The following is a 26,551-nucleotide window of genomic DNA, read 5'->3' on the forward strand; positions in this document are numbered from 1 at the left end:
AATCTTTAGACAATTCGGGGGAATTATGACCGCTCCAACGGCGCATCACCTGCGCCTTACCATCCGCATCCACGCAGACTCCTTCCACAAGGAAGCAGACGTGGCATTGCCATTAAGCTCCAGCCTCGGCGAGCTCATGGCAGAACTTACCGATCTTGTCGATGCACCCGCGATCGACTCACCCTGGCGCGCCAGCACGGCATCCGGGCGCACCATCGACCTCACCGCACCGCTTGCCGCCACGCCGCTTGCGGAAGGCTCCATCCTGGTGCTCTCCCCGCGCGAGGAGCGGCCCGCGCCCGTAATCCGCGATGCGGCCGAATCCCTCGCCGCCCAAAGCCGCGACGACACCACCTCCGCCATTCCCATCGTCTAGGCGTGGACTGGGCTTGCCGCGGCCTTCGCCGTGGCCTGGGTGCTCTCACTTCCGGCGGTGGCCTGCGCCGGGCTCGCCATCGCGGCCTTCGTGCTCGCGCTGTGGACGCGGGCGCTATCGCTTGTCATGCTCACCCTGGCGGCAGGGGCGGCGAGCGGGTGGGCGCTTATTTCGCCCGCGCTTGCCGATGCCCCCTATGCCGCCCTCAGCACCAGCGCCACCCTCCTCGCGGCGTTATTGGCCTGCCACCTCACCCGGTTAAGCACGGTACGCATTACCTCCGGTGTGCTCACCATCGCCGGGCTAGTGCTCATTGCGGCCGTGAGCTACCTGCTTCCTGGGCTCAGTGGGAATTCGGGCATCGGCACGAGCCACGGCACCGCAGCGGCCGCGGGCACCGTTATCGCAGGCGTCATTGTGCTTGCCACCGCCCCCGCGCTGACCATCGCCACCGCGGGACTCAAGGTGCCGCAATTGCCCACCGCAGGCCAAGACCTCGCCGTATCGGATGAACTCCAGCCCGATGTGGACGATCGCGCCACCCGCGCCGGGTACGCCTACGAGGGCATCTGCTGCGCAATCGCGCTCTGCCTCATCCCGGCCCTTATCGCGCTCAGTTTCACCGGCACCGGCACCCTCGTGGCCACGGACGGGACCGTGAACGAGGCGGGAGACGCTTCCATCGGTTCTCGCATAGCCGTGCTCTTCGGCACCGGTTTAACCGGGCTCGGCTTCGTCCAAGCGCTCTGCGTCTCTGTTGCCGGAACGGTGGTCATGCACGCCGCGCGTCACGGGCGCGTGCTTGCCAGCTGGGCTCTCATGCTCGTCGCTATGGTTGCCTGCCTCACCGCCTGCTTGTGCGCCGTGCATGCGATTGCCACCAATGGGCTTGCCGGCGCTTGGGCGCCGACGGCGGTCGCCGCCCTCCTGCTTGCCGCGATGTTAAGCGCACCACTGTGGACGGCCAAAATGAGCGAGGTGGAACCAACAACCATCGCCTGGTTCGAACGCATCGAGTCCCTGACCATCGCCGCCTGCCTGCCGCTTGCCGCGCACCTCGCCGGGATCTTCGAGCTCATTCGGGGGCTAGGATAATGCACCACAATCGCTCGCGTCGTTCTTCCGTACTACCTGGTTTCAGCGGCAGTTCAAGGCTTGCTGCTTGTGCCCTCACCGCGTGTGTCCTCGCCGAAACCGGCGGCTTCATCGCAGCAGCTCCCATCGCGGGCGCGCGGGAACCGGACCGGGAATGCGCCACCGCGCATCCTTCTCCCCTAGCGCCAGAACCTTCCGAGGATCAGCGCGCCTACCGCTCCCAGCTGCATTCCTTTGCCACGGGCGAGGGCATTAAGGTAGCCGTCATCGATACCGGCGTTGCCCACCACGATCAGCTGCCGAATCTCACCGCAGGCGCGGACCTAGTCACTCCGGAAGAACCGGATCCGCACCGGGATTGCGACCTGCACGGCACCGTTGTAGCCGGCATCATTGCCGGGCACGATATTGGCATCGCCCCGCGATCTGAGATCCGCGCCATCCGCCAAACCAGCGCGCATTATCGCCAATACGATGGCACGGCCGGCGAGTCCGACGAGGACAGCACTACCGGCTCGCTCGACACATTGGCCAGCGCCATCGATCATGCCGTGGAGGACAACGCCCAGGTCATCAATATTTCCGTCGTGTCCTGCGTTCCAGCGAAGACCGCGCAGCGCATCGATAGCTCCCGCTTGGATGAGGCGCTCGGCCACGCGGAAGATGCCGGCGCGGTAGTCATCGCAGCCTCCGGCAATATTTCCTCCGGCACCTGCGAAGAAGGCGATCACGTCTTTCCCGCTGATTCACCGACCGTATTATCCATTAGCGCCCAAGAGGATGCCCACGCGCTGGCGGAGTACTCCCTCACGCCTGCCGATGGCCCACAATTATCCGCCCACGGCTTCGTCCCTTTAGCGCTTAATCCCGCCGGTGGCTGGGCAGACGGGAAGAACCAACAGGATTCCCTGGCGCAGTTTCATGGCACCTCGTTCGCGGCTCCGGTGGTTAGCGGCACCGCCGCCTTATTAGCCGAGCGCTACCCAGACGCCAGCGCCGCCGATATACGCCAACGTCTCCTCTCTGCCGGCGAGCCCGGCAACGGTTTCATCGACCCGCTCGCCGCCCTGACCCATATCGATGGCGAATATGCCGCACCCGCGCGCGATCTGACCATCCAACCCGCCAAAGACGAACACTCCCCAGCGGCGAGCCGTACCGGGTGGGTGATCGGCGGGTTAGTCCTGCTGCTGACCGGCCTGACGGTTGCCCGCGGGCTACGCCGAGCCAAGTCGGCCTAGCGGCTGACCTGCAGAGCTTCGTCCCGGTCCAAGCGCGAGGCTTCTGGCAGTAGCCGGATGATTTCCCACGGAACCTCCGCCCCGATACCGGTGCCGAGGGCCTCCAAGAGTTCCTTATTGTCCACCGCATGGCGCTGCCCCGTCGGCGAGACAACGTGATAGCCATGCCCGGTATCCACACCAACTCCTCCTGCCGATAGCCCACCGAAGCGATCCGCTATGCCCTCACCTGCGAGCGCTACCGTCCCGGGGTTCTCAGTCACCATCGCTGCCCCACCGTTGCTATCGGCGCACATCCAGCCCTCACCTGGGTCAACGAAGTCGAAGGTGGTGGCGGGCAGGCGGAAGTTTAAGGGGGAATCGGCAAGCGCGCCTATCTCTCGTGGTGAGGCTTCTTTGCGCGTCGCGCCGTAGCTAACCAGCATGTCAGCCTGGGTGGCGGAAAGCTCGGCGACGCCGTCGTCCGTCCGGGCCCACTGATCCTGCCCGGTATCCATGATGTCCGGCAGCGGATCGGGAAACGTCAGCGGCGGCTGCTCCGCAAAGGCATTGAGCAATTCCGCGGGAACGGGCCAGGCATGGGTGCTCCCGTCGATGCCAATCCCGCGGCGGATGACCCGGCCCTCCGTGCTCTGCGCATCGGGTAAACGCACCCGCCCGTCCGCGGTGAGCAGCCACTGCGTGCCATCCGTTTCTGCGAGCGCAGCACGCTCCTCCCCAAAGCCCTCCTGCGGCGGATCCGCTACCACGATGACCTCTTCTTGGGCCACCTGTTGGCTATCGATGCTGGTGGGGTTATCGGCAGGCTGCTCATCGTGTCCGGCAAGGCACGCCGCCCACGAGCGCTGCGGGGTCTCGCCCGGTGCGGCCAAATAGCCGGGCGCATCCGAAATCCCCACGGGAGTGCCCAACGAGGCCTCGCGTAAATGCTCGTCCCCAATGGTCTGCGCCTCGGCCGCCTCGCCGGCGATGATCCGCGCGGAAGAGAGGTTGTAAACGGGGTGGTACGTATCGTTGACATCCACGAAGAGCTGGCCCTGTTCCGAGCGCACGATGGGCGCGTCCCCTGGCTGCGGGCTCGGCTGCAACCAGGCTAAAAGCCCAGAACCGACGGCCAAAAAGGCCACGCCTACCCCGCCGAATATCATCGCCTTGCGGCGGCGGGCTAGCGGATCATGGATCATGCGCGTATCGCCCAATACGAGCCCGTGTTCCACGCGGCGGCGCAAAAATTTATGGCCCGAGACTTGGGCCTTCGTCGTTGGCAATGGACGTGCCATGAATTTCCCCCCGAAAATTCCCCGAAAGTCTAAATAAACCCAGACCTCAGGCTAGCGTAGGCTCCACGGCCCTGCCACTTGGCAGCGTGTTTTCACAAGGTCGTGCGCTTTTCCCTCGTCATATGCGCGCGCGCGGACATGTCGCCCGCCTCCGGGTAATCCACTTGTACTAAGGACAAGCCCCTCGCCGGTGCTACGGGAATGCGAGAGGAGCGCTTGGTTTCCTGAAGCAATGCCGCGGCAAAGTCGACGTCCATGCGGCCTTCCCCAACGCTTAAGCAACAGCCCACCAAAGAGCGCACCATCGACCAGCAGAAGGCGTCCGCGGTCACCCGGGCTTCAAAGAGCTGCGGTTCTTCCGGTGTCGAGACATCCTGCCAGCTAAATTCCTGTAATTCTCGAATGGTGGTGGCATTCGGCTTGGCCTTGCAAAAGGCCGCAAAATCGTGCAGGCCTACCAGCGCGTTGGCCGCATCCTGCATGGCATCGATGTCTACCGGTTTGAACCATTCGGCCGTATCGCGCGCCCGCGTCGGCAGCGCACCCCGCGGGCTGGTGGTTATCCGGTACACGTAGTGCCTACGCAGCGCAGAAAATCGGGCATCAAAACCTTCCGGCGCCACCTCGCAGCCGTGCACCCGGACGTCTTCCGGCAACAGCTTGGCAAGCCTGCGCACTAACTTTCCCGGATCGCCTCCTACGGACCGTTGTTCCAACATCTCTTGCGGTACGTCCACGTGCGCCACCTGCCCGCGGGCATGGACGCCCGCATCCGTACGTCCGGCCACCGTCAGCGGCACCTCCGTGCGCGCGATCATGGCCAGCTGCTCCTCGAGCACGCCCTGGACGGTACGCAGTCCGCCCTTTTGCTTAGCCCAGCCGTGGAAATCGGTGCCGTCATAGGCCAGGTCTAACCGGAGCCGAACGAATCCTTCCGCTGGTCCCTCATCTGCGATCGGTGCTGCTTCAGTCATGGTGGACCTAATGCTACCGGAGGCGGCGGCGGGTTCCCGAAATGTGCAACTTCTCCTGCTACACCTCCCCTATTCGTTTTGAGCAGAAAATGCAATATCTGAGGGCCGTAATTGCTCAGTTATCGCAGTGGAGGATGCGCATAAGAGGTTGCGCGGGTGGATGCGCGGGTGGATGCGCGACGAAACCGGCTCATAGTCACACTAAAATACCGAGGCCCAGGAGGTCGCGGCGCAGGGGCTGAGGGAAAACGACAAAAGCCGCCTTCCCGTCTCTCTTCGTAAAGAGTATGGGAAGGCGGCGATTGTGCGCTACTGCTGCGAGTAGTCGGTGCAATCCACGCGCGGCGTTAGGGCCGACGCGGATTCAGTGGCCGAGGGAGATTACTTCTCCTCGGACTCCTCAGCAGAGGTGTTCTCAGCTGCGGTGTCCTCGGCCGGAGCCTCGGTCTCTGCAGCCTCGTCTGCCTGAGCTTCTTCAGCCTCAGCGGCCTTGGAAGCGGCAGCGCGGGTAGCGCGGTTAGCCTCGGAGGTCACGGTCTCCTCAAGAACGAGGGAGATCTGGGACATCGGGGCGTTATCACCGGTGCGGTTGTCCAGCTTGATGGTGCGGGTGTAGCCACCCTCACGGTTCTCAAACTTCGGTGCAACCTCGTCGAACAGGTGGGAAACAACATCCTTGCGCGGGATGAGCTTCAGCACTGCGCGGCGGTCAGCAATGGTGCCGGACTTAGCCTTGGTGATGATCTTTTCGACGTACGGGCGAAGAACCTTCGCCTTGGCATCGGTGGTCTTGATGGCGCCGTGCTCGATCAGGCTAGCTGCCAAGTTGCTCAGCATGTGAGCTTGCTGCTTGGCGGAGCCACCGAGACGGGCACCCTTCTTCGGGGTAGGCATTGTTTACTCCTCGTGTGCGGTAAAAGTTGAGCGCGCGGCAACGAGTGCCGCAGTTCAGGGTGATTCTTTACTCGGAATCGTCCGCAGCCGGGTCCTTGAAGTCACCGGTTTCTGCGTCGTAGCCCTCGAGCTGGGTGGGGTCGAAGTCCTCAGGGGTGTCCTTCAGAGCAAGGCCCAAGTTAGCCAGCTTGATCTTTACCTCATTAATCGACTTCTGACCGAAGTTGCGGATATCCAGCAGGTCGGACTCGGTGCATTCTGCAAGCTCGCCGACGGTGTGGATTTCCTGACGCTTCAGGCAGTTATAGGAGCGAACGGAGAAGTTCAAGTCCTCGATAGGCATGCCGTAGGCGGCGATATACTCGGTCTCCTGCGGGGAGGGGCCGATCTCGATGCCTTCGGCTGCGTTGTTCAGCTCGCGTGCCAGGCCGAACAGTTCGACCAAGGTGCCGCCGGCAGAAGCCAGGGCATCGCGGGCGGAAATCGAGTTCTTGGTTTCGACGTCGATGGTCAGCTTGTCAAAGTCGGTGCGCTGCTCAACACGAGTAGCTTCGACCTTGTAGGAGACCTTCAGCACTGGGGAGTAGATCTGGTCGATTGGAATACGGCCGATTTCCCCAGAGGTTGCGGCAGCCGGGACGTAGCCACGGCCGCGCTCAACGACGAGCTCAATGTCCAGCTTAGCGGTGTCATTCAGCGAAGCGATGTGCAGATCCGGATTGTGGATCTCCACGCCAGCCGGCGGCTGGATATCGCCCGCGGTGACATCACCAGGGCCTTCCTTGCTCAGGTACATAACCACCGGCTCATCGAAGTCGGAGGACAGGACCATGCTCTTGATGTTCAAGATGATCTCAGAAACGTCTTCCTTCACACCGTTGATGGTGGTGAACTCGTGGAGCACACCATCAATCTTGATGGAGGTTACCGCTGCGCCCGGGATGGACGACAGCAGGGTGCGACGCAGCGAGTTACCGAGGGTGTAACCAAAGCCCGGCTCGAGCGGTTCGATAACGAACTTGGAACGAGACGAGTCGATGAATTCCTCGGTGAGCTGAGGACGCTGGGAAATGAGCATTTCAATTCTCCTTTTCGGCGACCGCTATTTGACGCCGGTAGAGGGGGTAAAAATCTTGAGGTTGAAGATTCCTGATGGACCGCGTGGCCGTGAAGGGCCGTGCGGTATAACAGTTTACTTCGAGTAAAGCTCGACGATGAGCTGCTCTTGCAGCGGAATGTCGATCTGAGCGCGCTCGGGCAACTGGTGCACGAGGATGCGCAGCGTATCAGGAACGACCTGCAACCATGCCGGTACGTTGGCATCGATAAGAGCGTCCTGAGCGTCTTCGAACCATTCCATCTTCTGGGACCGCGGGCGGACATCGATGATGTCGTACTGCGTAACCCGGTAGGACGGGATGTTGATGTTCTTGCCGTTCACGGTGAAGTGACCGTGGGAAACGAGCTGGCGAGCCTGGCGGCGGGTGCGTGCCAGACCGGCGCGGTAAACCACGTTGTCGAGGCGGGTCTCCAGCAGGATGACCAGGTTGTCACCGGTCTTGCCTGGGAGGCGGTTAGCCTCGGTGTAGTAGCGGCGGAACTGACGCTCCAGCACACCGTAGGTGTACTTTGCCTTCTGCTTCTCCTGGAGCTGCAGCAGGTACTCAGATTCCTTGATGCGGTTGCGGCCAGCCTGTCCCGGAGGGTACGGGCGGCGCTCGAATGCCATGTCTCCGCCGACCAAGTCGACGCGAAGACGGCGGGATACGCGGGTAGCGGGGCCAGTGTAACGAGCCATTTTCTTACCTCTTTCCTTCCCTTAAACCTTGCGACGCTTGGTCGGACGGCAGCCGTTGTGCGGCTGTGGAGTTGCATCCGTGATCGAGGAAACCTCGAGGCCTGCAGCCTGCAGGGAACGGATGGCGGTCTCGCGGCCGGAGCCCGGACCCTTGACGAATACGTCAACCTTCTTCATGCCGTGGTCCATTGCCTTACGTGCGGCGCTTTCAGCGGCCATCTGCGCAGCGAACGGAGTGGACTTGCGGGAACCCTTGAAGCCAACGTGGCCGGAGGATGCCCAGGAGATAACAGCACCGGTCTGATCGGTGATCGAGACGATGGTGTTGTTGAAGGTGGACTTGATGTATGCGTGGCCCAGAGCCACATTCTTCTTGACGACGCGACGGCCGGAACGGCGTGCGCCGGAACGAGTCTTTGGAGGCATGAACTACTTCTTCTTTCCTGCGATCGTCTTCTTCGGGCCCTTACGAGTACGCGCGTTGGTCTTCGTACGCTGACCGCGTACCGGCAGACCGCGACGGTGGCGCAGACCCTTGTAGCTTCCGATTTCAATCTTGCGACGAATATCAGCCTGAACCTGGCGGCGGAGGTCACCCTCTACCTTCCAGGAGCCTTCAATTGCGTCACGCAGTGCCGAAACCTGTTCATCATCCAGGTTGTCGGTGCGCAGGTCAGGAGAAATGCCAGTCTTTTCTAGCAATTCCTTGGCACGGGTTGGACCGATGCCGTAGATGTAGGTGAGAGCGACCTCCATACGCTTATTGCGTGGGAGGTCAACACCAGCTAGACGTGCCATAAGGCGTGTCCTTTCGGGTTGTTACGGCGGTTTTCTCCCCATCCGTCCCGCTCCATGCAACGCTTCGCCCGGACCGTGCCGGGGATCCTTGGGTTGCTTACCAGTGCGGGCTCAGGCCACCGTAGCCTGAGGTGTACAGGACAAAACCATGCTTCGCCCTTGGGTGAGGAGGCTGACTGTGTTTACTTGTAGCGGTAGACGATGCGTCCGCGGGTCAGGTCATAAGGAGACAGCTCTACGACGACGCGATCCTCCGGGAGGATGCGGATGTAGTGCTGACGCATCTTACCGGAAATGTGTGCAAGAACCTTGTGCCCATTGTCGAGCTCGACACGGAACATTGCGTTTGGCAAAGGCTCGACGATGCGACCCTCTACCTCAATTGCGCCTTCCTTAGCCATAACCTCTACTTTTCTGGCGACAGACAAGTACCTGTCACCTGCATGTTTGTTGTCTACTGCGGTGGTGCAAGCCAACCAGACCTACTGGCGCTATACACCGTCAAACCAGCATACGCTGCAGCGACACGATTTCCAAACCGTACGCACTTTCATAAATCCCAAACCAGCGGAGTAAAACTAAAAATACCCTCGAGCTCAGTTCCTGATTCTGGAACCAAGCGCGAGGGCGAGGCGCGTTAACGCGGTGAGCTACATCGAATTAGTAGATGTAGACCTTGTCACCAATCTGGACATCGTTCCAATAGCGAACCGCGGCATCGTACGGCAGATGCACGCAACCGTTGGAGTCAACGTTGGTGTTGTCCAGGTGGAAAGCGTGGCCGTTATTGGTGAAGTAAATGGAGTACGGCATCGGTGCGTTATTGAACTCGCGGGAGATTTCGTCCTTCACCTTGCGGTTGACGTGGAAGGTACCGCGCGGGGTTTCCTCACCCACCATGCCGGCGGACATGGATGGGGAAATGTAGGAGACGTCGCCACCTTCCTGCAGCCAGGTGCGGCGGCCGTCAAGGTCGACACAGATCTTGGCGTCTGCCGGGCAGGAACCGCGGTCGAACTGGTTAGCGCGGCGCTGCTCCTCCGCACGGCGCGCCGCCTCTTCAGCCTTCGCCTTTTCTTCCGCAATCTGCTGTGCGTGTGCGCGCTCAGCGGCCTCGCGAGCCTGGCGTGCTTCCTCGTTCTTCTGCGCAACTAGGCCCGGGAAAAGGAATTCCAGTGCACTATCCACTGCGGACTGTACATTCGGTGCCAGTTCTGGGGCGTACTTCTCAGCCTGATCCAGGATGTCAGTACGGGTCTGCCATGCCTGGTCACGGGTCTGGCCTTGGAAGTTATCAACCTGCTGCTGGGCCTGTGCGGTGAGCTGGTCGAGATTAGGGAGTTGCTGAGCAGAAGCTGCCGGGGCGCCGGCAATAGTGCTCAATGCCATGACGCCAGCCACTGCTGGTGCAGCAACGGTGGCACTTAACTTGCGGAGGCTGAATTTAGACATAGTGGTGAGTATAAACCTTTCAGGGAATTATCGCCTAGTTTAAGCGGCGATTTTTCGGGGAATAAGTATTAGTAGCGCCTGGTGAGGATGCGCGGGCCGTCCACCGTCGCGGCCACCGTGTGCTCCCAGTGGGCGGCAACGGAGCCGTCGAGCGTGACCACCGTCCAGTCATCTTCTAGCACCGCACTATCGACGGTGCCCAAGGTGAGCATGGGTTCGATGGCCAGGACGGAGCCCTCCTGGATGAGGGGACCGCGGCCGGGCTTTCCCTCATTTTCCAAGTAGGGCTCTTCGTGCATGGTGCGGCCAATGCCATGTCCGCCGTAACCATCCACGATGTAGAGGGATACGCCAAACTTGTCCTCTGCGCGGTAAGTCGCCTGCTCCAGGGCGTGGGAGACATCCGTCAGGCGGTTGCCCGGCACCATCGCCTGTAGCCCTTCCATGAGCACCCATTCGGTCGCCGCGTTCAATGCCGCAACGCCCGGGTCGAGTTCGCCGATGGGAAAGGACCACGCGCTATCTCCTACCCACCCATCGAGGGTGGCGCCGCAGTCGATGGAGACGAGGTCGGCATCGGCAAGCACCGTCTTAGCATCCGGGATGCCGTGCACGATGACATCGTTAACGGAGGAGCAAATGGAGCCCGGAAAGCCTTCGTAGCCCTTGAAGGTAGGGGTGGCACCGGCATCGCGGATTGTCTGTTCCGCCACCGCATCGAGCTCCAGCGTGCTCACTCCTGGCGCCGCCGCGGCACGGACTGCTTGCAGCGCCTTGCCGACGATCTCGCCAGCCGCCTGCATAGCATCCAGCTCGCCCGGGGTGCGGGCGGGAATGCGCTTGGTGCGGCGCCGAAAAGCCATTACTTGCCCAGCGCTTCCATGGCGCGAGCGTTGATCTCTTCGACGGAGCCTTCTGCCTTGATGGGGATGATGGCATCGCCGTAGTGCTCGATGAGCGGGAAGGTCTCATCGCGGTAGACACCCAGGCGGGTGCGGATGGTTTCCTCGTTATCGTCGGCGCGGCCGCGGGCCATCATGCGCTCGACAACGACGTCCTCAGAAACCTCGAAATTCAATACGCCGTCGAGCTTTTCGCCCTTCTTGGACAACAGCTCTTCCAGGATGTCTGCCTGCTCGGTGGTGCGCGGGAAGCCGTCCAAGAGGAAGCCGTTTTTGGCGTCGTCTTGGCTGAGGCGCTCTTCTACCATGCGCGCGGTGACATCGGTAGGCACTAGCTTTCCGGCGTCAATATAGGACTTCGCCTCAACGCCCAGCGGGGTGCCCTCGCCAATATTGGCGCGGAAGAGGTCACCGGTAGAGATGTGTGGAACGCCGAGCTTTTCGCTCAGGATTGCTGCCTGGGTGCCTTTGCCAGCACCGGGAGGGCCAAGAAGTACAAGACGCATTATTTCAATAGTCCTTCGTAGTTGGATTGGAGAAGTTGGGATTCAATTTGCTTGACCGTGGTCAACGCGACGGAGACCATAATCAAGATGGCGGTACCGCCAAAGGCGGAGGTGCCGTTAGCAGAAGAGTGGCCGACGCCGAGGTCCAGGAGGATATTCGGCAAAATGGCAATCAACGCCAAGTACAGGGCACCGACGCTGAGCAGGCGGTTCATAACAAAGCCGAGGTACTCCGCCGTAGGGCGGCCCGGGCGGATGCCTGGGATGAAGCCACCGTACTTCTTCATGTTATCCGCTTGCTCGGCGGGGTCGTACTGCACCGAAACGTAGAAGTATGCGAAGAAAATGGTCAACAGGAAGTACAAGACGATGTACTGCCAGGACGACGGCGCCTGCAGGTGCGCAATGACATTGCGCTGCCACCAGTTATCCGGGGTGTTCACGGAGCTGGAGTTGACGATCTGCGTGATCAGCACCGGCATGTAGATAAGCGAGGAGGCGAAGATGACTGGGATAACGCCGGCCTGGTTGACCTTGAGCGGCAAGTAGGTGGAAGAGCCACCGTACTGGCGACGGCCCACCATGCGCTTGGCGTACTGCACCGGGATGCGGCGCTGGCCCTGCTCGATGAAGGTAATGCCGACGACCAAGACGATAAGGCCGACCAACACCATCGCGAAGACCATGCCGCCGTTGTTTTGCAGGATATTCATGCCATCGGTAGGCAGGCGCGTAGCAATACCAGCGAAAATGAGCAGGGACATGCCGTTGCCAATGCCCTTTTCCGTAATCAGCTCGCCCATCCACATTACGAGGACGGCACCGGAGGTCATCGTCACCACGAGCAGGATGAGGGTGAAGAAGTTGCGGTCTTCTGCTAAGACCGGCACGCCCTGGCCCAGCAGCTGCTCGCGGTCCGCCAGCGCGACGATGCCGGAGGATTGCAGCAGCGCCAAGGCGACCGTGAGGTAGCGGGTGTACTGGGTCATTTTCGCCTGCCCAGATTGACCTTCCTTCTTCAGCTGCTCAAAGCGCGGGATGACCACGGTCAGCAGCTGCACGATAATGGACGCCGTAATGTAGGGCATGATGCCGATGGCGAAGATCGACAGCTGCAATAGGGCGCCGCCAGAAAACAAGTTAATCACGGAGTAGAGGTCTCCGGATTCCTCTGTCAGTTGACGCAAGCGTCCTGCAATTGACGCGTAATCTACACCCGGCGACGGGATCTGTGCACCGATGCGGTACGCAATGATCATCACGACGGTGAAGACGATCTTCTTGCGTAGGTCGGCATCCTTAAAAGCCTGCAAAATGGCGGACACTACAAAATCCTCCTGGCCTACCGCTGTCACGCGCGAATCTATGGATTCCTCACGCAGCAACACACGGAGGTGGACACTCGTTGGCCCCCTCAGGGCTCCACATCTTTCTCACACGGCGTTAAGAAGTAAAGACAAGGAGTCCCAAAGGAACGGTGGAACACTTTTGACCCCATAACCCTACCAGCTATATAACTGCGAGCCACATCTAACCCGCATTATGTGACAATGATTGCCCATTCTTTCGCGCTTATTCCGCTAGGGGTTTACCATGTTAATTATTGCCCTGCGCAATTTTCTACCCGTAGGATTCCGGCCTTGCGGTCCCTAAACACCAAGGTCGTTATTGGTGTGACCCCAACATTGCGAAAGAAGTCTGAATGAGCAAAAAATTCACGCCGATGACCGTTGCTGAGATCATCGACGTCTTCATCCCTAGTCCCAACCCGTTCCGCTGGGAGGCCTTTGATGGCTCGGCCACCGGCCCTGTCGATGCCGAATACAAGGTCACCATCAATAGCCTTGGCGGACTTGCTTATATCGCCACCCACCCAGGCGACGTCGGATTCGCCCGCGCCTATGTCACCGATGGCATCTCTGTAGAAGGCGAGCACCCCGCCCACCCGTACGGCATCTTCAATGCCCTGCACGCCATGTATGACAAGTTTGAAAAACCCAGCGCTAAAGACTTGGCCCGCGTGGTTCGCTCGCTGGCTTCCATGGGCGCTTTCCACATCCAGCCGGTGCCTGAGGTAGAGCGCGCCTCTTGGCTGCGCCGCAAGCTGCACGATGGCCTGTCCAAGCACTCCAAAGAGCGCGACGCCGACGTTATTTCTGATCACTACGACGTGGGCAATGACTTCTACGAGCTCTTCTTGGGCGATTCCATGACCTATACCTGCGCCTACTTCCCCACCCCGGACGCCACCCTGGAGGAGGCACAGGAAAACAAGTACCGCCTCATCTTTGACAAGCTGCGCCTGAAAGAAGGCGACACCCACCTAGACGTGGGCTGTGGCTGGGGCGGCATGGTGCGCTACGCCGCACGCCGCGGCGTGAAGTCCATCGGCGTGACCTTGTCGCAAGAGCAGGCCGAGTGGGGCCAAAAGAAAATCGAGGAAGAAGGCCTACAGGATCTGGCCGAGGTCCGATTCATGGACTACCGCGATGTCACCGAAGAAGGCTTTGATGCCATCTCCGCCATCGGCATCATCGAGCACATCGGCGTGCAGAACTACGATGACTTCTTCAAGTTCATGTACAGCAAGCTCAAGATCGGCGGCCTGATGTTGAACCACAACATCACCTACCCGGATAACCACAAGACGCCCAAAGGCGGCTTCATCGACCGCTATATTTTCCCCGATGGCGAGCTCACCGGTTCCGGCAACGTCACCAAGGCCATGCAGGACAATGGCTTCGAGGTCTTCCACACCGAATCCCTGCGCTTTGATTACATGCGCACCCTGCACGAGTGGTGCGAGAACTTGAAGGAGAACTGGGAAGAGGCCTGCAACCTGGTAGGCCTGCCCACCGCCCGCCTCTACGGCATCTACATGGCCGGCTCGGAGTGGGGCTTCGAGCGCAATATCATTAACCTCTACCACTTCTTGGGCATCAAGCTCGGCGAGGCCGGCTCCCGCGCCGGCGTGCCTGAGCGCCGTTGGTGGGAAGACAGCCGCTTTTAAAAGGAGCCCATATGACCCTTTTGGATCACTTACGCGAGCGCGTTTCTGCCCTGCAGCCGCGCCCCGTCGACGCCGTGCGCATCGAGCCCGTAGGCTGGCAGGCCCACCGCGCCGGCGTAGACACCTTACTGCGCAGCTTCCGCGAGGTCCCCGCCGGCAAGCGCGTGCGCTTGGCCAAAAAGACCTCTAACCTCTTTCGCGGCCGCAGCGAGAATCAGGTAGGCCTTGATGTCTCCGACCTAGGCGGGGTTATCGAGGTCGATCCCCTCGCCCGCACCGCCGATGTGCAGGGCATGTGCACCTACGAGGACTTGGTCGATGCCACCTTGCCGCACGGCCTCATGCCGTTCGTCGTTCCGCAGCTTAAGACCATCACCCTGGGCGGCGCGGTGACCGGCATGGGCGTGGAATCCACGAGCTTCCGCAACGGCCTGCCGCACGAGTCCGTCATCGAGATGGATATCCTGACCGGCACCGGCGAAATCCTTACCTGCTCGCGCGAGCAGAACGTCGATCTCTTCCGCCTCTTCCCCAATTCCTACGGTTCTTTGGGCTACGCGGTGCGCCTGAAGATCGAGCTCGAGCCCGTCCCGCCTTACGTGGAGCTGCGCGAGCAGCGTTTCCACACGGTGGAGGAGGCAAGCCGCGTGCTTGCCGATGTCTCCGTCAACCACACCCACGAGGGTGAGTCCGTCGATGGCCTAGACGGCGTGGTCTTTTCCGAGGACGAGGCTTACCTCGTCTTCGCCCGCTTTACCGATGAGGAGGGCCCTACCTCCGATTACACGCGGGATAAGATCTACTACCGCAGCCTGCAGCACGCCCAGGGCATGCGACGCGACCGCCTTACCATCCGCGACTATATCTGGCGCTGGGATACCGACTGGTTCTGGTGCTCGCGTGCCTTTGGCGCCCAGAACCCCAAGGTGCGCAAGGTCTGGCCGCGCGAGCTGCGCCGCAGCTCCTTCTACTGGAAGCTGGTGCGCCTGGACCGCAAGTACGAGTTGGAGTACAACTTCATCAAAAAGCCGCACGGCAAGCCGCGCGCCGAGCGCGTGGTCCAGGATATCGAGGTCACCCCGGAAAACCTCCCGGAGTTCCTCCACTGGTTCTTCCAGGCCTCCGATATCCAGCCGGTCTGGCTCTGCCCCATCCGCCTGCGCGATGGTGTGGGCGATCTCGTGGGCACCGGCGATATTGCCGCCGAGTCCCAGGACCCCTGGCCGCTCTACCCGCTGCGCCCCGGAAAGACGTGGGTCAACGTCGGCTTCTGGTCCGGTGTGGACGGCGATCACGTCGATCCCAGCGCCCCCGGCAATGGTGCGTTCAACCGCGTCATTGAAGAGAAGGTCAATGACTTGGGCGGCCACAAGTCGCTGTACTCCGAGGCCTTCTACTCCCGGGAGCGGTTCGAGGAGCTCTACGGCGGAAAGCTTCCCGATGCCATCAAGGCCGTAACGGACCCCGATGACCGCTTTCCCGGCCTCTTTGAAAAGACCGTGGACGAGGCCTAGGACGGGTCCCAAAACACATAAGGGTGGAACGCTAGTGAAAGCGTTCCACCCTTTTTGCAGCTACGGGCCCAATCCCTGACAGGGCCCGAGGCTTTAATCAGCGCGACTACTGCGCTTGGGCCACCTGCGCGGTCTCAGCGTTATCCGGCTGGGACAGCTGCGGGTTGGTGTCAACGGGGCCGGTGGAGCCGGCGAGCGCAAGCACGGCGGAGATGACAGCGGCAAGGAATGAAGAAATGGACGACATAGCAAAATCCTAGCTAGTAGGGATGAGTGTTTACGGTGATAACACTACCACTGCCATGCATACGCCCGCATAGATCGACTACACCCCCTCACCCCGCACATAAGGTGCGAGGAAAGGGGGTGTAGTTATTCCCTAGTCCAGATTACTTGGTGTTGGCGGAACCGCCAGCAGCCTCAATCTTTTCTACAGCGGACTTGGAGAACTTGTCTGCGGTGACGTTCAACTTAACGTTGATGTCGCCGCTGCCCAGAACCTTGACCGGCTGGTTAGCGCGGACGAGGCCAGCAGCTGCGATGTCAGCGACGGTGATGTCGCCGCCATCGGCAAACTTCTCGGCCAAGTCAGCCACGTTAACAACCTGGTACTCAACGTGGTTCGGGTTCTTGAATCCCTTGAGCTTAGGCAGACGCATGTGGATGGGCATCTGTCCACCCTCGAAAGCAGCGGGAACCTGCTTACGAGCGCCGGTACCCTTGGTACCGCGACCAGCGGTCTTACCCTTGGATGCCTCACCGCGGCCAACGCGGGTCTTGGGCTTATTTGCTCCTGCGGTTGGGCGCAGGTCGTGCAGCTTGATGATATCAGCCATGGTTTACTCCCCTGCCACTTCTTCGACGGTGACCAGGTGGCGAACCTTGTGAACCATGCCGCGGATGATCGGGGTGTCCTGCTTAACAACGGACTGACCGATGCGCTTGAGACCCAGAGCCTCAATGTTCTTGCGGTGGTTCGGCTTGGTGCCCACCAGGCCCTTTACCTGTGTAATCTTCAGAGCCATTGTTTATGCCTCCTGACCTGCGCGCTTGCGCAGCATACGGGCCGGGGTGACCTCTTCGATGGACTTGCCACGGCGTGCGGCAACCTCTTCGGGGCGGACCAGCTGCTTGAGGCCGTCCACGGTTGCGCGGACGACGTTGAGTGCATTGTCGGAGCCCAGGGACTTCGACAGAATGTCCTGCACGCCAGCGCATTCAAGCACTGGACGAGCAGCACCGCCGGCGATGACACCAGTACCAGGAGCGGCGGGCTTCATCATGACGATGCCCGCTGCGTCGCGACCCTCTACCGGGTGGGTGATGGTGCCGGCAACCATAGGTACGCGGAAGAAGTTCTTGCGAGCCTCTTCTGCACCCTTCTGGATTGCAGCCGGAACTTCCTTAGCCTTGCCGTAGCCAACGCCTACCTGGCCCTGGCCGTCACCAACGACGACGAGAGCGGTGAAGGACATGTTGCGGCCACCCTTGACGGTCTTGGAGACGCGGTTGATGGTCACAACGCGCTCGATGTACTTATCGCGCTCGTTGTCCTGCTGGTTACGACGATCGTTGCGACGGCCGTTGCCGCCGCGGTTGTTCTTGTTGTTCTCGGCGGAGCGTCCGCCGTCACGCTGTTCACGGTCCGACATTACGCGATCCTTCCGTTGATGTTTCCGTTGACGATGATCATTAGAACTTCAGACCACCTTCACGTGCGGCGTCTGCCAGCGCAGCGACGCGGCCGTGGTACTTGTAGCCTGCGCGGTCAAAGACGACCTGCTCAATGCCAGCGGCCTTGGCGCGCTCAGCAATCAGTTCGCCCACCTTGGCAGCCTTTGCCTTCTTATCGCCCTCGAATGCACGGATGTCCGCTTCCATGGAGGATGCGGAAACCAGGGTGTGGCCTGCCAAGTCATCGATGACCTGGACGTGCATGTGGCGCGAAGAGCGGTGCAGGACCAAGCGCGGGGACTCAGGGGTGCCACGCAGGGTCTTACGGATACGGAAGTGGCGGCGTGCGCGTGCTTCGCGACGACGAGAAGAAATGTCCTTGCCGACTGGAGTGCGCTTCGTGTTTTCAGTGTTTGCCATTGCTTACTTACCCGTCTTTCCGACCTTGCGACGGATCTGCTCGCCTTCGTAGCGAATACCCTTGCCCTTATAAGGATCGTCCTTACGCAGGCGACGGATATTAGCGGCGATCTGTCCGACTAGTTGCTTGTCAATACCGGTAATGGACAGCTTGGTGTTGCCGTCCACTGCGAAGGTGATTCCCTCCGGAGCCTTAATGAGGACCGGGTGGGAATAGCCCAGGCTGAATTCCAGGTTCTGGCCCTTTTGCTGCACACGGTAGCCGACACCAAAGATTTCCATCTTGATGGTGAAGCCCTCGGTCACGCCGATGACGGCGCTGTTGAGCAGCGAGCGGGACAGGCCGTGCAGTGCACGGTGCTTGCGGTGATCATCAGGGCGGGAAACGGTCAAGATGCCGTCTTCCACGTTGATGGTGATCGGATCCGGAACGTTTACGCTCTGGGTACCCTTAGGGCCCTTGACCTCAACGTCTTGGCCGTTGATGTTGATTTCGACGCCGTTTGGTACGGCGATCGGTGCTAGACCGACTCGAGACATGTGTCAAACCTCCCTTTACCAGACGTAGGCGAGAACTTCTCCGCCTACGCCCTTCTCCTCAGCCTGACGGTCAGTCAGCACACCGTGGGACGTGGAAATGATAGCCACGCCCAGGCCGCCCAAGACCTGTGGCAGTTCGGTGGACTTTGCATACACACGCAGACCCGGCTTAGACACGCGACGCAGACCAGACAGGGAACGCTCGCGGTTGTTGTACTTCAGCTCGAGGGACAGGGTGTGGCCCTCAACGGTGTAGTCAGCGATGTAGCCTTCCTGCTTCAAGATGTCAGCAATGTTTGCCTTCAACTTGGAGGTAGGCATCGACACGACGTCGTGGTGTGCGTTACTTGCGTTACGCACGCGCGACAGCATGTCGGCAATAGGATCAGTCATAGTCATATGAGTGACCGTGTACCTTTCTCGTTGCGGTTCCCGTGCTCACCAAAGCGTTTTCCGTGTGATTTCGGGCTACTCACGCTCCTCACGGTCAATACCGCAAGGCGCTCGCCACCCTTTGATTCAGACAACGGTCCGCTATAAACGGCGAGGGGCCTACAACAAAGTTGATGTTCAATTCTTTTTCGGCTCTGCGTTTTACCAGTTCAGCACGCAAAACCCGCAAGGCTTTGCGCGTGCACCGGCTGCAGCGCAGGCACGCCGGAACACTTTACGCCATATCCTGCGGTTTTCCAAATAAATCCCCTGCATTCATTACAGTCGGATACAGCGCCACATAGTTGAGGAGTAGTTGAGATGAGTACCGAGAACGAAGATCCGATCCGCACCGCCCACCAATGGCTTGAAGAAGCCGCGCGGCTATTAAACCTCGAGCCACATGAGGCCACGGCGCTGACCCGGGAACTGCTGGATTTAACCAAGGACGTGGCCCATACCCAGTCGCGGCCGGCAGCACCGTTGACGGCGTTCGTGGTGGGGTTGGCATCGGCAAGCACGGCAGAAGCCAAGGTAAATATCGAAACCCTCAAGGAGGCGCTGAAGTAATGGCCGGACGCAAGAATGCCACCTTCGCTGTCACGAAGGTCCGCTTGGGCGAGCATACGCAGGTAGATACCCGCGCCGATACCGTCGCCGGTGAGGAGCCGCTTGAGATTCGCGTGGGCGGGCAGACCATCACCACCACCATGCGCACCCCGGGCCACGATATTGAGCTGGCGCACGGTTTCCTCCACTCCGAGGGGCATATTGCCGCGCTTTCCAATGTCACCACTGCCCGCTACTGCGCCGGTTCCACCGTCGAGGGCATGAATACCTATAACCTGCTGGACATAGACTTGGTGAAGAATACGCCGTTGGACTTGAGCGATCTCCGCCTGACCACGACGACGTCCGCCTGCGGGGTGTGCGGCACTTCGTCCATCGAGGCGCTGGCAAAGAAGTCGCGCTACCCCATCCCCCAGATCCCCGTGGACCCACAGCTGGTGGTCCAGCTGCCGGAGAAGCTGCGCGCCGCCCAAAAGGAATTCCGCAAGACCGGCGGAATCCACGCCGCCGGCGCATTTACCCTCGAGGGTGAGCCGGTGGTCATCCGGGAGGACATCGGCAGGCACAACGCCGCCGATAAGGTTATTGGCCACCTGCTCATGGAAGAGCGCCTGCCCGCCGATGACCTCATTTTGGTCATGAGCTCCCGCGCCAGTTTCGAGCTGGTCCAAAAGGCCGCCATGGCCGGTTTTGGCATGCTCGTTGCCGTCAGCGCCGCCTCTTCCCTTGCCGTAGAGACCGCCCGCGAGACCGGCATGGCGCTAGTGGGCTTTGCCCGTGCCGATCGCTTTAACCTTTATTCGGGCACGCTGGCCTAGTCGCGGTAATCTTCCGGCCCATTATTGAGCCAGGCGTACACGCCACCGATGAGCAAGCCGCCGCCGATGAAGTTGCCAATCCACACCAGCGTCCAGTTGAGAGCAACATTGCCAACGGTCAGCGCGGCCGGCAGCGGATCGCTGCCGAAGAAGGTGAGCGCGAAGAGACAGAAATTGGCAATCACGTGCTCCAGGCCTAGGCCCACGAAGATGCCGATGATCGGGACGATGACGATGAACTTCGACACGATTTCCTTGGCAAAGACCGCGCCAACGATGCCCATATTGACCACGAAGTTCGCGGCCATGCCCTCCACGAGCATTCCCTGCGGGGATTTGGTCAGCTTGCCTTCAGAGATGGTGACCAACAGGTGCGAGGGATCCATATTCGCGAGCTTGGCAGACATGCCCATGACGGCGGCAAAGATGATGGCGCCGACAAGGTTAAAGATCGTGGTAATAAGCAGTACGTAGAAGGCCTTGCCCCAGGACAAGTGTTTCTGCATCGCCCCGTAGACCATGTACATCATATTGCCCGTGGCCAGCTCAGCACCGAGGATAACGATGGCGAAGAGGCCTAGGCCGAAGAACAGGGCAAAGATCACGGAGCCCAAGCCTGGGGCAAGCTCTTCCACCGCTTGGCCAACGACGCCGGCAAATACGGTGCCGATGCACAGATACACACCGGCGAGAATTGCGCGGACAGAAAATCGTGAAAATGATTGATCGAGTAGGGCGGCCTTTTTCAGGGATCCGGCCTTGGCAGCTTCGTTGAGAGACACCGTTTTTATTTTCCTTATTTAGCTGTACTTATACGGACAAGAGAATCACGGAGTATCGTAGCGGTTAGCGCAACCGCTGCCTCGATAAGCCGGAAAAGAAAATTATTACTCTAAGCTGGGTTCACACCCACCCCTATTGTCCCTAGTTTCCTCGGAGGTCGCAGTGGAGCACCAAGACCACCCACGGAGGAAGGGATCTCACTTATCCGCAGCGCAACCGCGCCACACTACATCCTTAAATCACAACACTCCAGGCCATGCTTCTAGCGTTGCTGATAAAAATTCCCGGCCCAAAGGTGGATCTGGCCGGCACCATTCCACAGAGCGCGATTGGCGGAAAGCAGAGCATCACGCGCGTCACATCCAAAGCCGTTACCCGAATCGCAGGATAAAAGAGACCTCAGCTCCAAGGCACCGAAAAGCCCCTTCTTCCCCTTGGGATCGCTTTAAAGGCGCATGGGCGTCCTCCGGAGTCCTTCGAGTCTCAGCCGGCATCGTTGCAACGATCCTCGTCATCAGCACGATCGATCGCAGCATCAATACGTCCGAACGCAACATCAGCTCGCCCGAAGGATTAGATACTAACCAAGTTTCTGCAGAAAATGCTCCCGTGTTCGAACCGTCCGCGGCAGTAGAAATGTTTATCCCTGCCATCGACGTCCATGCCCAATTTGAGGATGGCACGTGCCGCGTAGTCGATGGCGCCATAAACCCTGACACCATGGATAAGGCTTGCACTTATACTGCCGATGACCGCCCCTACTCCCTGCCTAGAACAAATGCCGACGATATCGTCGTTATCGCTTGGCACACCGGCGCCGGCGTGCCTGCCGTATTCAATAAGCTTTACGATGGCGCTGCCAACGAGCACAAGGTCAGCATCGGCGACAAGCTGTACGTACGCACCAAGAATTCCGACCAGAACTGGCTCACCTACACCGCAACCGATCTCCATGACCCCGATAAACAAGGCCTAGCCGGTGACTCCAGCGTATGGGGCGAGGACGCGATGCCAGGCAGGCTGCTGACGACTAGCTGCATCCAGCCCGCCAATCCCCTCGAGGCCGCCGTGCGCAATGCCGTCGTGGGATGGCAATTCGAGGGCACCACCCACACCGCGGACGACAAAGTTTAACCGCTCAGCAGCACTGCGGTCACTCGCCCGCCTTCCGCTTATCCGCTCCTTTTCCTCAGCTTTACACAGTCCCCGCTTCCGCAACCGGAGGTGGGGACTTTCTATATCTTCTTTCCCAGCTCGCGGGCAAAGGTTCACTATTTTCAACAACGCTAACGATAACGGTTTGCAATAGTGTAGTATTCGTCGCAACCTATATAAAAGTTCACTGCACCTAACCTTGGGAGAACCTTATGCCGTTGCGCACCTCACTACCGCGCCTTGCCACCATAGTCGTGGTCTTGGCGCTCGCGTTATTCCACGCTCCCTTCGCCCTCGCTGAGGACGCCCCACTTGTCCGCACCCAAACGCACGTAGATTCCCCGCACGCGGTGTGGAAGGACGGAAACTTCAAACTCATGTCCAATAGTGCGGGCCTAGTCCCCATCGAGGACACGATCAACTGGGTCAGCCACGGCCGCGTCGATGGCGGCCTAGGAGCCTATGCCTGGCGCGTTCCCGATGACCCGCGCTTCGAGTTTCTCAATGCCGAGAAAAACCAGCTCATGTACTACGGCGGCCCCGCAGTAGGCTTCCCGAAAAACACCATGCCCATCTGGGCTGGGTTCGGTGCCGCCGCGGATCTTCCCACCGATCAATTCCGCGATAAATCCTTCAACATGGAAATCGTTGATTTTAAGGGCCCCGGCCGCATGGAGCTGTTTACCTACAGCGACGAGAACTATCCTCTGAACCGCCTCTGGTCCTCCCACGACCCGGGATTCCGTACCACCTGGGTCAATGCAGGCACGCACACGCATAACGCCACGACGTTTACCCGTCCTGGCCACTACGAGGTCACCTACCGCGCTTCTGCGCGAAAGAAGGATGGCACTTTCATCCACTCCGAGCCACAAACCTTGGTCTGGCAGGTAGGCGGAACCAACCCCGCCGAGCGCACGATCACCGACCTTGATACCGCCTTTAACGACGCCAAGTCTGAATACTCAGGCTCCGAAGGGGCCGAGTCCAACGCTCCTATATTTAAGATGGCTCCCTCCAAGGCCGATACAAAGGGCGCGAAGCAAGGCATCCTCACCACGCTCTCCCTCGATACTGGCAATGCCAAAGACTCCGGCCGCGCCGTATTCACCATCAACGGCCACTACCTTGCCGAGCGCAAGGTAGAAGGCGGTAAAGCTTCGTGGGATGAAATGATTGGTGATGAAGAATCCAACTTCCAAGCCATCTTTATTCCCGACAATGATTCCCCAAGCCCTCGCTGGGTATCCGAACCCGTAAAGTCCTGGACCAGCACCGATGGGGAAAAGGACGATGAAGATGCCGAAGCTTATACAACGAAAAGCGGCGAGCTTCCTACCCCTGAGATGGAAGAGATAGAGCCGTTTGAGACCGATCCCCTTAAGATCGAGAGCTCAGATATCACCGTGTCCACCAGCGAGGTGTACGGCGATGGTGACCGCAATATCGACATCACCGTAGAGCCCGAAGATGACCGCACCACGGTGCGCGTTACCGGCGGTTTCTACAAGGTAAATGGCGAACCGATGACCAGCCTGCCGGAAAAGCATATTGCAGATTGCGAAATCAGCTTTACTTCCGGGCCGGGGCAAAGAACGAGCAGGCAACTCATCGATAGTTGTAAGCAGCCCGGATACCAACTCATGCTGCGCATCGTTCCTGATTCCCGCTCCGATGCCGGTGGCGCCACGCTATTTAGCCATACTCACAAAGATGCTTATGAGCCGATCGCTGAGACCACCGTCTCGTTCGCTGAGGCTTCTGACTCCACGGATTCACAGGAACCAGAAGGATCGGAGAAGCCAGAAGACTCCGACGCCCCAGAGAAGCCGCAGGATTCGGAAGAATCAGAAGGCTCTGCCCCATCCAAGAATCCATCGCCTTCCACGACCTCGAAGCCTTCTGTTCCCAAGATCCCCTCACCCAAGCCGCAGAACCCGAAGGATAAAGACACCCCGCACAAGGAGCTCAATCTGCACCGGGGTCACGTAGATATCTCCCCGATCCACGAAGATGGTGAGCTGCACCTGGGCATCAAGGACGAGACGAACCTGTACCACATTGGTGCAATCTGGCGTAAGCCTTCCGATGTCTTTTTCACCGTTCCAAAGCAGGTCAAGTCCACTTTGAACAAAGACATTCCGCACTTTGGAAAGAAAGGCAGCGCTGCCTACGTCCTGCCAGAGACACAGCGCACCGGTGTAGTGTGGCCTGGGCTCAGCACTGAGGATGCTTACAAGGACACCAAGAAGAATTACACCTTTACCTTCACCCCCGTCAGCGCCCCGAAGGACGGCGAATGGTTGGCATACCAGGCTGATCAGACCGGGCTGGACCAGCGCCTTGCCGGCAGCGATGACACGCATTCCTACACCACCGAAACCGCAGAACACATGCACCTCAACTGGGCATTCAACAAACCCGGTACGTATGAAGTTGGTGTCACGGTCGCAGAAAAAGACGGTAAGCCTGCGAAAAAGGCTGTTCTGCGCTTCAAGGTAGCTACCGAGGATTCATCATCTGCTGCCCCACCCACTACTGGGAACGACAGTGCCACTGAAGGCGACTCCAACGGCACGGAAAGCACCACACCGTCGAAGGAACCAAGCCCAGAGACAACGGAACCTGCTCCCAGCGCAGAACCGTCTAAGAAGCGCGAGATTACCAAGGGCCACATCGACTTCGGGCCAAAGGTTGTGGACAACAAGCTCGGCTTCTATGTCAACGAAGACGACCAACACAACGTGCCTGAAGACGTAGCGCTGCGCATTCACGATGCCCGCCGCGTGACGGTCGCTGACTCCCTGGCTAAGACGCTGTCTTTTACCGGAATGGTAAAGACTGGCTCAACGATCTACCACCTACCATTGCAACAGGACCACGACGCTGTGTGGCCGGGGTGGGACACGATCAAGGTGGGGCAAGACTACCGTGACGCCGCGATCGAAGTTCGCCCTAAGTCGGCACCTACGGACGGAAAATGGTGGGCCGGCCACACTGCCTCCCTAAACACACCGGCACGCACCTTAGCCGATAGCAACGGTACCCATACGATCAAAGGCGTTGAGGATGGTCCTTTCCACGTCCACGCGCACTGGATTTTTACCGAACCAGGGCGCTACGAAATGGAAATGCGCACCGTCAACAACGACGGCGACAAACTCACCGACTGGCACACCGTGACCTTCCTCGTGGGCGATTCAACCACCCAGCCCGGTGGAAAAGGCACTGACAAAGAAGGCGAAGAGGAAGAGGGCAAGCCCGCAGACTCCTCGAAGGTTAAGCAGCCAGGCGCTACCAAGCCAGATAACGGCTCGAATAGCACCGACACTAATAAGCCGGGGTCCGATAAGTCCAAGGCAACTAACTCATCTGGATCGAATGCGGGCGCTAAGGCATCCATGGGAAATGGCGCTGGGAAGTCGAACGGCTCCACCAAGTCCACTACTGCTAAGGGCGCAGGCAGTGGCTCTGGTCCAAGCTCCGGATCCGGCGGAGGCTCTTCCAGCCCCCACAACGGCGCACTAGCTTCTACGGGTGCCAATATCGGTTGGGTTCTCGTGCTCGCCGCACTCTTTGTTGTCGGCGGCATAGTACTGGTGAAAAAGCGGTCTAAAGGCAGTCAGTAGCCCTTAAGCTCCGGGGTTCGTTGACCGCCCAACCGCAACGAACTCTCACCGAGGAACTGCTCCACGACCTTAGAACCCAAGAAGCATCAACCCCTAACGCAGAGCTCAGCCCCGAGCATGGTCGATTACTAGCTCGGGCCGGGCTCATTTTGCGTTTTAAAGTGGTTTTTACGCACCAAGCCTTTAATCTCTGCCCGAATAGGTTGGAAGCTAACCTGGACTGCTGCATTCAGCATGTTAAACATAGTTCAATGGAATATGCCGGGTATCTACCTACCTTCCTGATTCATTCCTTTTGACAAAGAAAAACTATGCATAATAAATTTAGCTAACTGTTTACGGGTTCTTGGGAAAGTCAGTGGAAATTGAGCCCGTATGCAGTGATGACCCAAATAAGTGATAGAATAGACTGACCACTAAGAGAAATTGGGTCTATGCCGATCACCGTGATGACCTGAGCTATTTATAACCAATGGATGGACGAAGGCTCCCCCGTGAGAAATGTGATTAGCTTTGTTTAGTCGTATATCGAAATCTGTTTTACTTCCTTTAATCATTCTTGTATCCACTTCTCTAGCGGGCTTTTTCTGGGGAGAATTAAGTGTTTTCCCTCTTGCTATGGCAGTAATATACTTGACCCTGTATAACGCCTCTATACGTAGAGATTTTTACCCAAGATCGGAGTCTGGG

General features: G+C 59.4%; 29 protein-coding genes. 9 read left to right on the forward strand and 20 right to left on the reverse strand.

Features of this window, described 5'->3' with window-relative positions:
• The first annotated feature begins 25 nt into the window (after positions 1-25).
• From MHX65_RS04830 to MHX65_RS04840, 3 genes are read left to right on the forward strand one after another with little or no spacing between them, the layout of a single operon-like run.
• Positions 26-376 (forward strand): EsaB/YukD family protein, encoded by a 351-nt coding sequence (locus MHX65_RS04830; RefSeq protein ID WP_239269076.1) that lies wholly within the window; start codon positions 26-28, stop codon positions 374-376.
• A 39-nt stretch (positions 377-415) separates the two neighbouring features.
• Entirely contained in the window at positions 416-1,471 is a 1,056-nt protein-coding gene (locus tag MHX65_RS04835; RefSeq protein WP_239269078.1) for a type VII secretion integral membrane protein EccD, read from the forward strand.
• Entirely contained in the window at positions 1,471-2,712 is a 1,242-nt protein-coding gene (locus tag MHX65_RS04840) for a S8 family serine peptidase (RefSeq protein WP_239269080.1), read from the forward strand. Before MHX65_RS04835 ends, MHX65_RS04840 begins: the two co-directional genes overlap by 1 nt.
• On the opposite strand, the gene eccB is transcribed toward MHX65_RS04840, so the two are convergent.
• The 12 genes from eccB to secY all read right to left on the reverse strand — a co-directional run bounded on the left by eccB (position 2,709) and on the right by secY (position 12,641).
• Positions 2,709-3,992, reverse strand: coding sequence for a type VII secretion protein EccB (gene eccB, locus MHX65_RS04845; protein ID WP_239269082.1), 1,284 nt, complete (start codon positions 3,990-3,992; stop codon positions 2,709-2,711). The two genes, MHX65_RS04840 and eccB, sit on opposite strands and share 4 nt — an antisense overlap.
• Positions 3,993-4,084: 92 nt before the next feature.
• Positions 4,085-4,966 (reverse strand): tRNA pseudouridine(38-40) synthase TruA, encoded by an 882-nt coding sequence (truA, locus tag MHX65_RS04850; protein ID WP_239269084.1) that lies wholly within the window; start codon positions 4,964-4,966, stop codon positions 4,085-4,087.
• Between the two features lie 381 nt (positions 4,967-5,347).
• Positions 5,348-5,860, reverse strand: coding sequence for a 50S ribosomal protein L17 (gene rplQ, locus MHX65_RS04855; protein WP_005277082.1), 513 nt, complete (start codon positions 5,858-5,860; stop codon positions 5,348-5,350).
• 67 nt (positions 5,861-5,927) lie between these two features.
• Positions 5,928-6,938: a DNA-directed RNA polymerase subunit alpha gene (locus MHX65_RS04860; protein ID WP_239269086.1), complete on the reverse strand. Its 1,011-nt coding sequence runs from the start codon at positions 6,936-6,938 to the stop codon at positions 5,928-5,930.
• A 114-nt stretch (positions 6,939-7,052) separates the two neighbouring features.
• Complete coding sequence (rpsD, locus tag MHX65_RS04865) at positions 7,053-7,658, reverse strand: 30S ribosomal protein S4 (RefSeq protein ID WP_023016758.1); 606 nt, start codon at positions 7,656-7,658, stop codon at positions 7,053-7,055.
• A 21-nt stretch (positions 7,659-7,679) separates the two neighbouring features.
• Positions 7,680-8,084, reverse strand: coding sequence for a 30S ribosomal protein S11 (gene rpsK, locus MHX65_RS04870; protein WP_005277076.1), 405 nt, complete (start codon positions 8,082-8,084; stop codon positions 7,680-7,682).
• Positions 8,085-8,087: 3 nt separating this feature from the next.
• On the reverse strand, positions 8,088-8,456 hold the full coding sequence (gene rpsM, locus MHX65_RS04875) for a 30S ribosomal protein S13 (RefSeq protein WP_023025213.1): 369 nt from the start codon (positions 8,454-8,456) through the stop codon (positions 8,088-8,090).
• Positions 8,457-8,638: 182 nt separating this feature from the next.
• Entirely contained in the window at positions 8,639-8,857 is a 219-nt protein-coding gene (infA, locus tag MHX65_RS04880) for a translation initiation factor IF-1 (protein ID WP_003854422.1), read from the reverse strand.
• A 259-nt stretch (positions 8,858-9,116) separates the two neighbouring features.
• Positions 9,117-9,908: a L,D-transpeptidase gene (locus tag MHX65_RS04885; protein WP_239269088.1), complete on the reverse strand. Its 792-nt coding sequence runs from the start codon at positions 9,906-9,908 to the stop codon at positions 9,117-9,119.
• A 68-nt stretch (positions 9,909-9,976) separates the two neighbouring features.
• Positions 9,977-10,771 carry a type I methionyl aminopeptidase gene (gene map, locus MHX65_RS04890; RefSeq protein ID WP_239269090.1) on the reverse strand — a complete coding sequence of 265 codons (795 nt, stop codon included), beginning with the start codon at positions 10,769-10,771 and terminating at the stop codon, positions 9,977-9,979.
• Positions 10,771-11,316, reverse strand: a complete 546-nt coding sequence (locus tag MHX65_RS04895) for an adenylate kinase (RefSeq protein WP_126318292.1) — start codon at positions 11,314-11,316, stop codon at positions 10,771-10,773. Before MHX65_RS04895 ends, map begins: the two co-directional genes overlap by 1 nt.
• Positions 11,316-12,641 (reverse strand): preprotein translocase subunit SecY, encoded by a 1,326-nt coding sequence (secY, locus tag MHX65_RS04900; RefSeq protein WP_239269092.1) that lies wholly within the window; start codon positions 12,639-12,641, stop codon positions 11,316-11,318. Before secY ends, MHX65_RS04895 begins: the two co-directional genes overlap by 1 nt.
• Before the next feature lie 377 nt (positions 12,642-13,018).
• On the opposite strand from secY, the gene MHX65_RS04905 reads away from it, so the two are divergent.
• Together MHX65_RS04905 and MHX65_RS04910 are read left to right on the forward strand one after the other, a co-directional pair.
• Positions 13,019-14,326: a class I SAM-dependent methyltransferase gene (locus tag MHX65_RS04905; protein WP_239269094.1), complete on the forward strand. Its 1,308-nt coding sequence runs from the start codon at positions 13,019-13,021 to the stop codon at positions 14,324-14,326.
• A gap of 11 nt (positions 14,327-14,337) precedes the next feature.
• The gene (locus MHX65_RS04910) at positions 14,338-15,840 is read left to right on the forward strand and encodes an FAD-binding oxidoreductase (protein ID WP_239269096.1); all 1,503 of its coding nucleotides are present in this window, start codon (positions 14,338-14,340) and stop codon (positions 15,838-15,840) included.
• A gap of 106 nt (positions 15,841-15,946) precedes the next feature.
• On the opposite strand, the gene MHX65_RS04915 is transcribed toward MHX65_RS04910, so the two are convergent.
• The 7 genes from MHX65_RS04915 to rpsH all read right to left on the reverse strand — a co-directional run bounded on the left by MHX65_RS04915 (position 15,947) and on the right by rpsH (position 18,873).
• Complete coding sequence (locus MHX65_RS04915) at positions 15,947-16,087, reverse strand: hypothetical protein (RefSeq protein WP_239269098.1); 141 nt, start codon at positions 16,085-16,087, stop codon at positions 15,947-15,949.
• A gap of 142 nt (positions 16,088-16,229) precedes the next feature.
• Positions 16,230-16,676: a 50S ribosomal protein L15 gene (gene rplO, locus MHX65_RS04920; RefSeq protein ID WP_005277000.1), complete on the reverse strand. Its 447-nt coding sequence runs from the start codon at positions 16,674-16,676 to the stop codon at positions 16,230-16,232.
• 3 nt (positions 16,677-16,679) lie between these two features.
• Positions 16,680-16,865, reverse strand: a complete 186-nt coding sequence (gene rpmD / locus MHX65_RS04925; protein ID WP_005276997.1) for a 50S ribosomal protein L30 — start codon at positions 16,863-16,865, stop codon at positions 16,680-16,682.
• A 3-nt stretch (positions 16,866-16,868) separates the two neighbouring features.
• Positions 16,869-17,492: a 30S ribosomal protein S5 gene (gene rpsE, locus MHX65_RS04930; RefSeq protein ID WP_005276995.1), complete on the reverse strand. Its 624-nt coding sequence runs from the start codon at positions 17,490-17,492 to the stop codon at positions 16,869-16,871.
• A 40-nt stretch (positions 17,493-17,532) separates the two neighbouring features.
• On the reverse strand, positions 17,533-17,934 hold the full coding sequence (gene rplR / locus MHX65_RS04935; RefSeq protein ID WP_023025204.1) for a 50S ribosomal protein L18: 402 nt from the start codon (positions 17,932-17,934) through the stop codon (positions 17,533-17,535).
• A 3-nt stretch (positions 17,935-17,937) separates the two neighbouring features.
• The gene (gene rplF / locus MHX65_RS04940; protein WP_239269100.1) at positions 17,938-18,474 is read right to left on the reverse strand and encodes a 50S ribosomal protein L6; all 537 of its coding nucleotides are present in this window, start codon (positions 18,472-18,474) and stop codon (positions 17,938-17,940) included.
• Positions 18,475-18,489: 15 nt separating this feature from the next.
• Positions 18,490-18,873 carry a 30S ribosomal protein S8 gene (rpsH, locus tag MHX65_RS04945; RefSeq protein WP_005276990.1) on the reverse strand — a complete coding sequence of 128 codons (384 nt, stop codon included), beginning with the start codon at positions 18,871-18,873 and terminating at the stop codon, positions 18,490-18,492.
• Positions 18,874-19,227: 354 nt separating this feature from the next.
• On the opposite strand from rpsH, the gene MHX65_RS04950 reads away from it, so the two are divergent.
• Positions 19,228-19,476, forward strand: a complete 249-nt coding sequence (locus tag MHX65_RS04950; RefSeq protein WP_005276987.1) for a DUF6457 domain-containing protein — start codon at positions 19,228-19,230, stop codon at positions 19,474-19,476.
• Positions 19,476-20,294, forward strand: a complete 819-nt coding sequence (gene fdhD / locus MHX65_RS04955) for a formate dehydrogenase accessory sulfurtransferase FdhD (protein ID WP_239269102.1) — start codon at positions 19,476-19,478, stop codon at positions 20,292-20,294. The genes MHX65_RS04950 and fdhD overlap by 1 nt, the downstream gene beginning before the upstream one ends.
• Here the strand turns inward: fdhD and MHX65_RS04960 are convergent.
• The gene (locus MHX65_RS04960) at positions 20,291-21,076 is read right to left on the reverse strand and encodes a formate/nitrite transporter family protein (protein ID WP_239269104.1); all 786 of its coding nucleotides are present in this window, start codon (positions 21,074-21,076) and stop codon (positions 20,291-20,293) included. The genes fdhD and MHX65_RS04960 overlap by 4 nt on opposite strands.
• A 610-nt stretch (positions 21,077-21,686) precedes the next feature.
• Here MHX65_RS04960 and MHX65_RS04965 point away from each other — a divergent pair.
• Both MHX65_RS04965 and MHX65_RS04970 read left to right on the forward strand, forming a co-directional pair.
• Complete coding sequence (locus MHX65_RS04965; RefSeq protein WP_239269105.1) at positions 21,687-22,211, forward strand: sortase; 525 nt, start codon at positions 21,687-21,689, stop codon at positions 22,209-22,211.
• Positions 22,212-22,444: 233 nt separating this feature from the next.
• Entirely contained in the window at positions 22,445-25,861 is a 3,417-nt protein-coding gene (locus MHX65_RS04970; RefSeq protein WP_239269106.1) for a choice-of-anchor M domain-containing protein, read from the forward strand.
• The last annotated feature ends 690 nt before the right edge of the window (positions 25,862-26,551 follow it).

This window comes from Corynebacterium sp. ACRPS, from assembly GCF_022346005.1.
In the GTDB taxonomy this organism is placed as follows: domain Bacteria; phylum Actinomycetota; class Actinomycetes; order Mycobacteriales; family Mycobacteriaceae; genus Corynebacterium.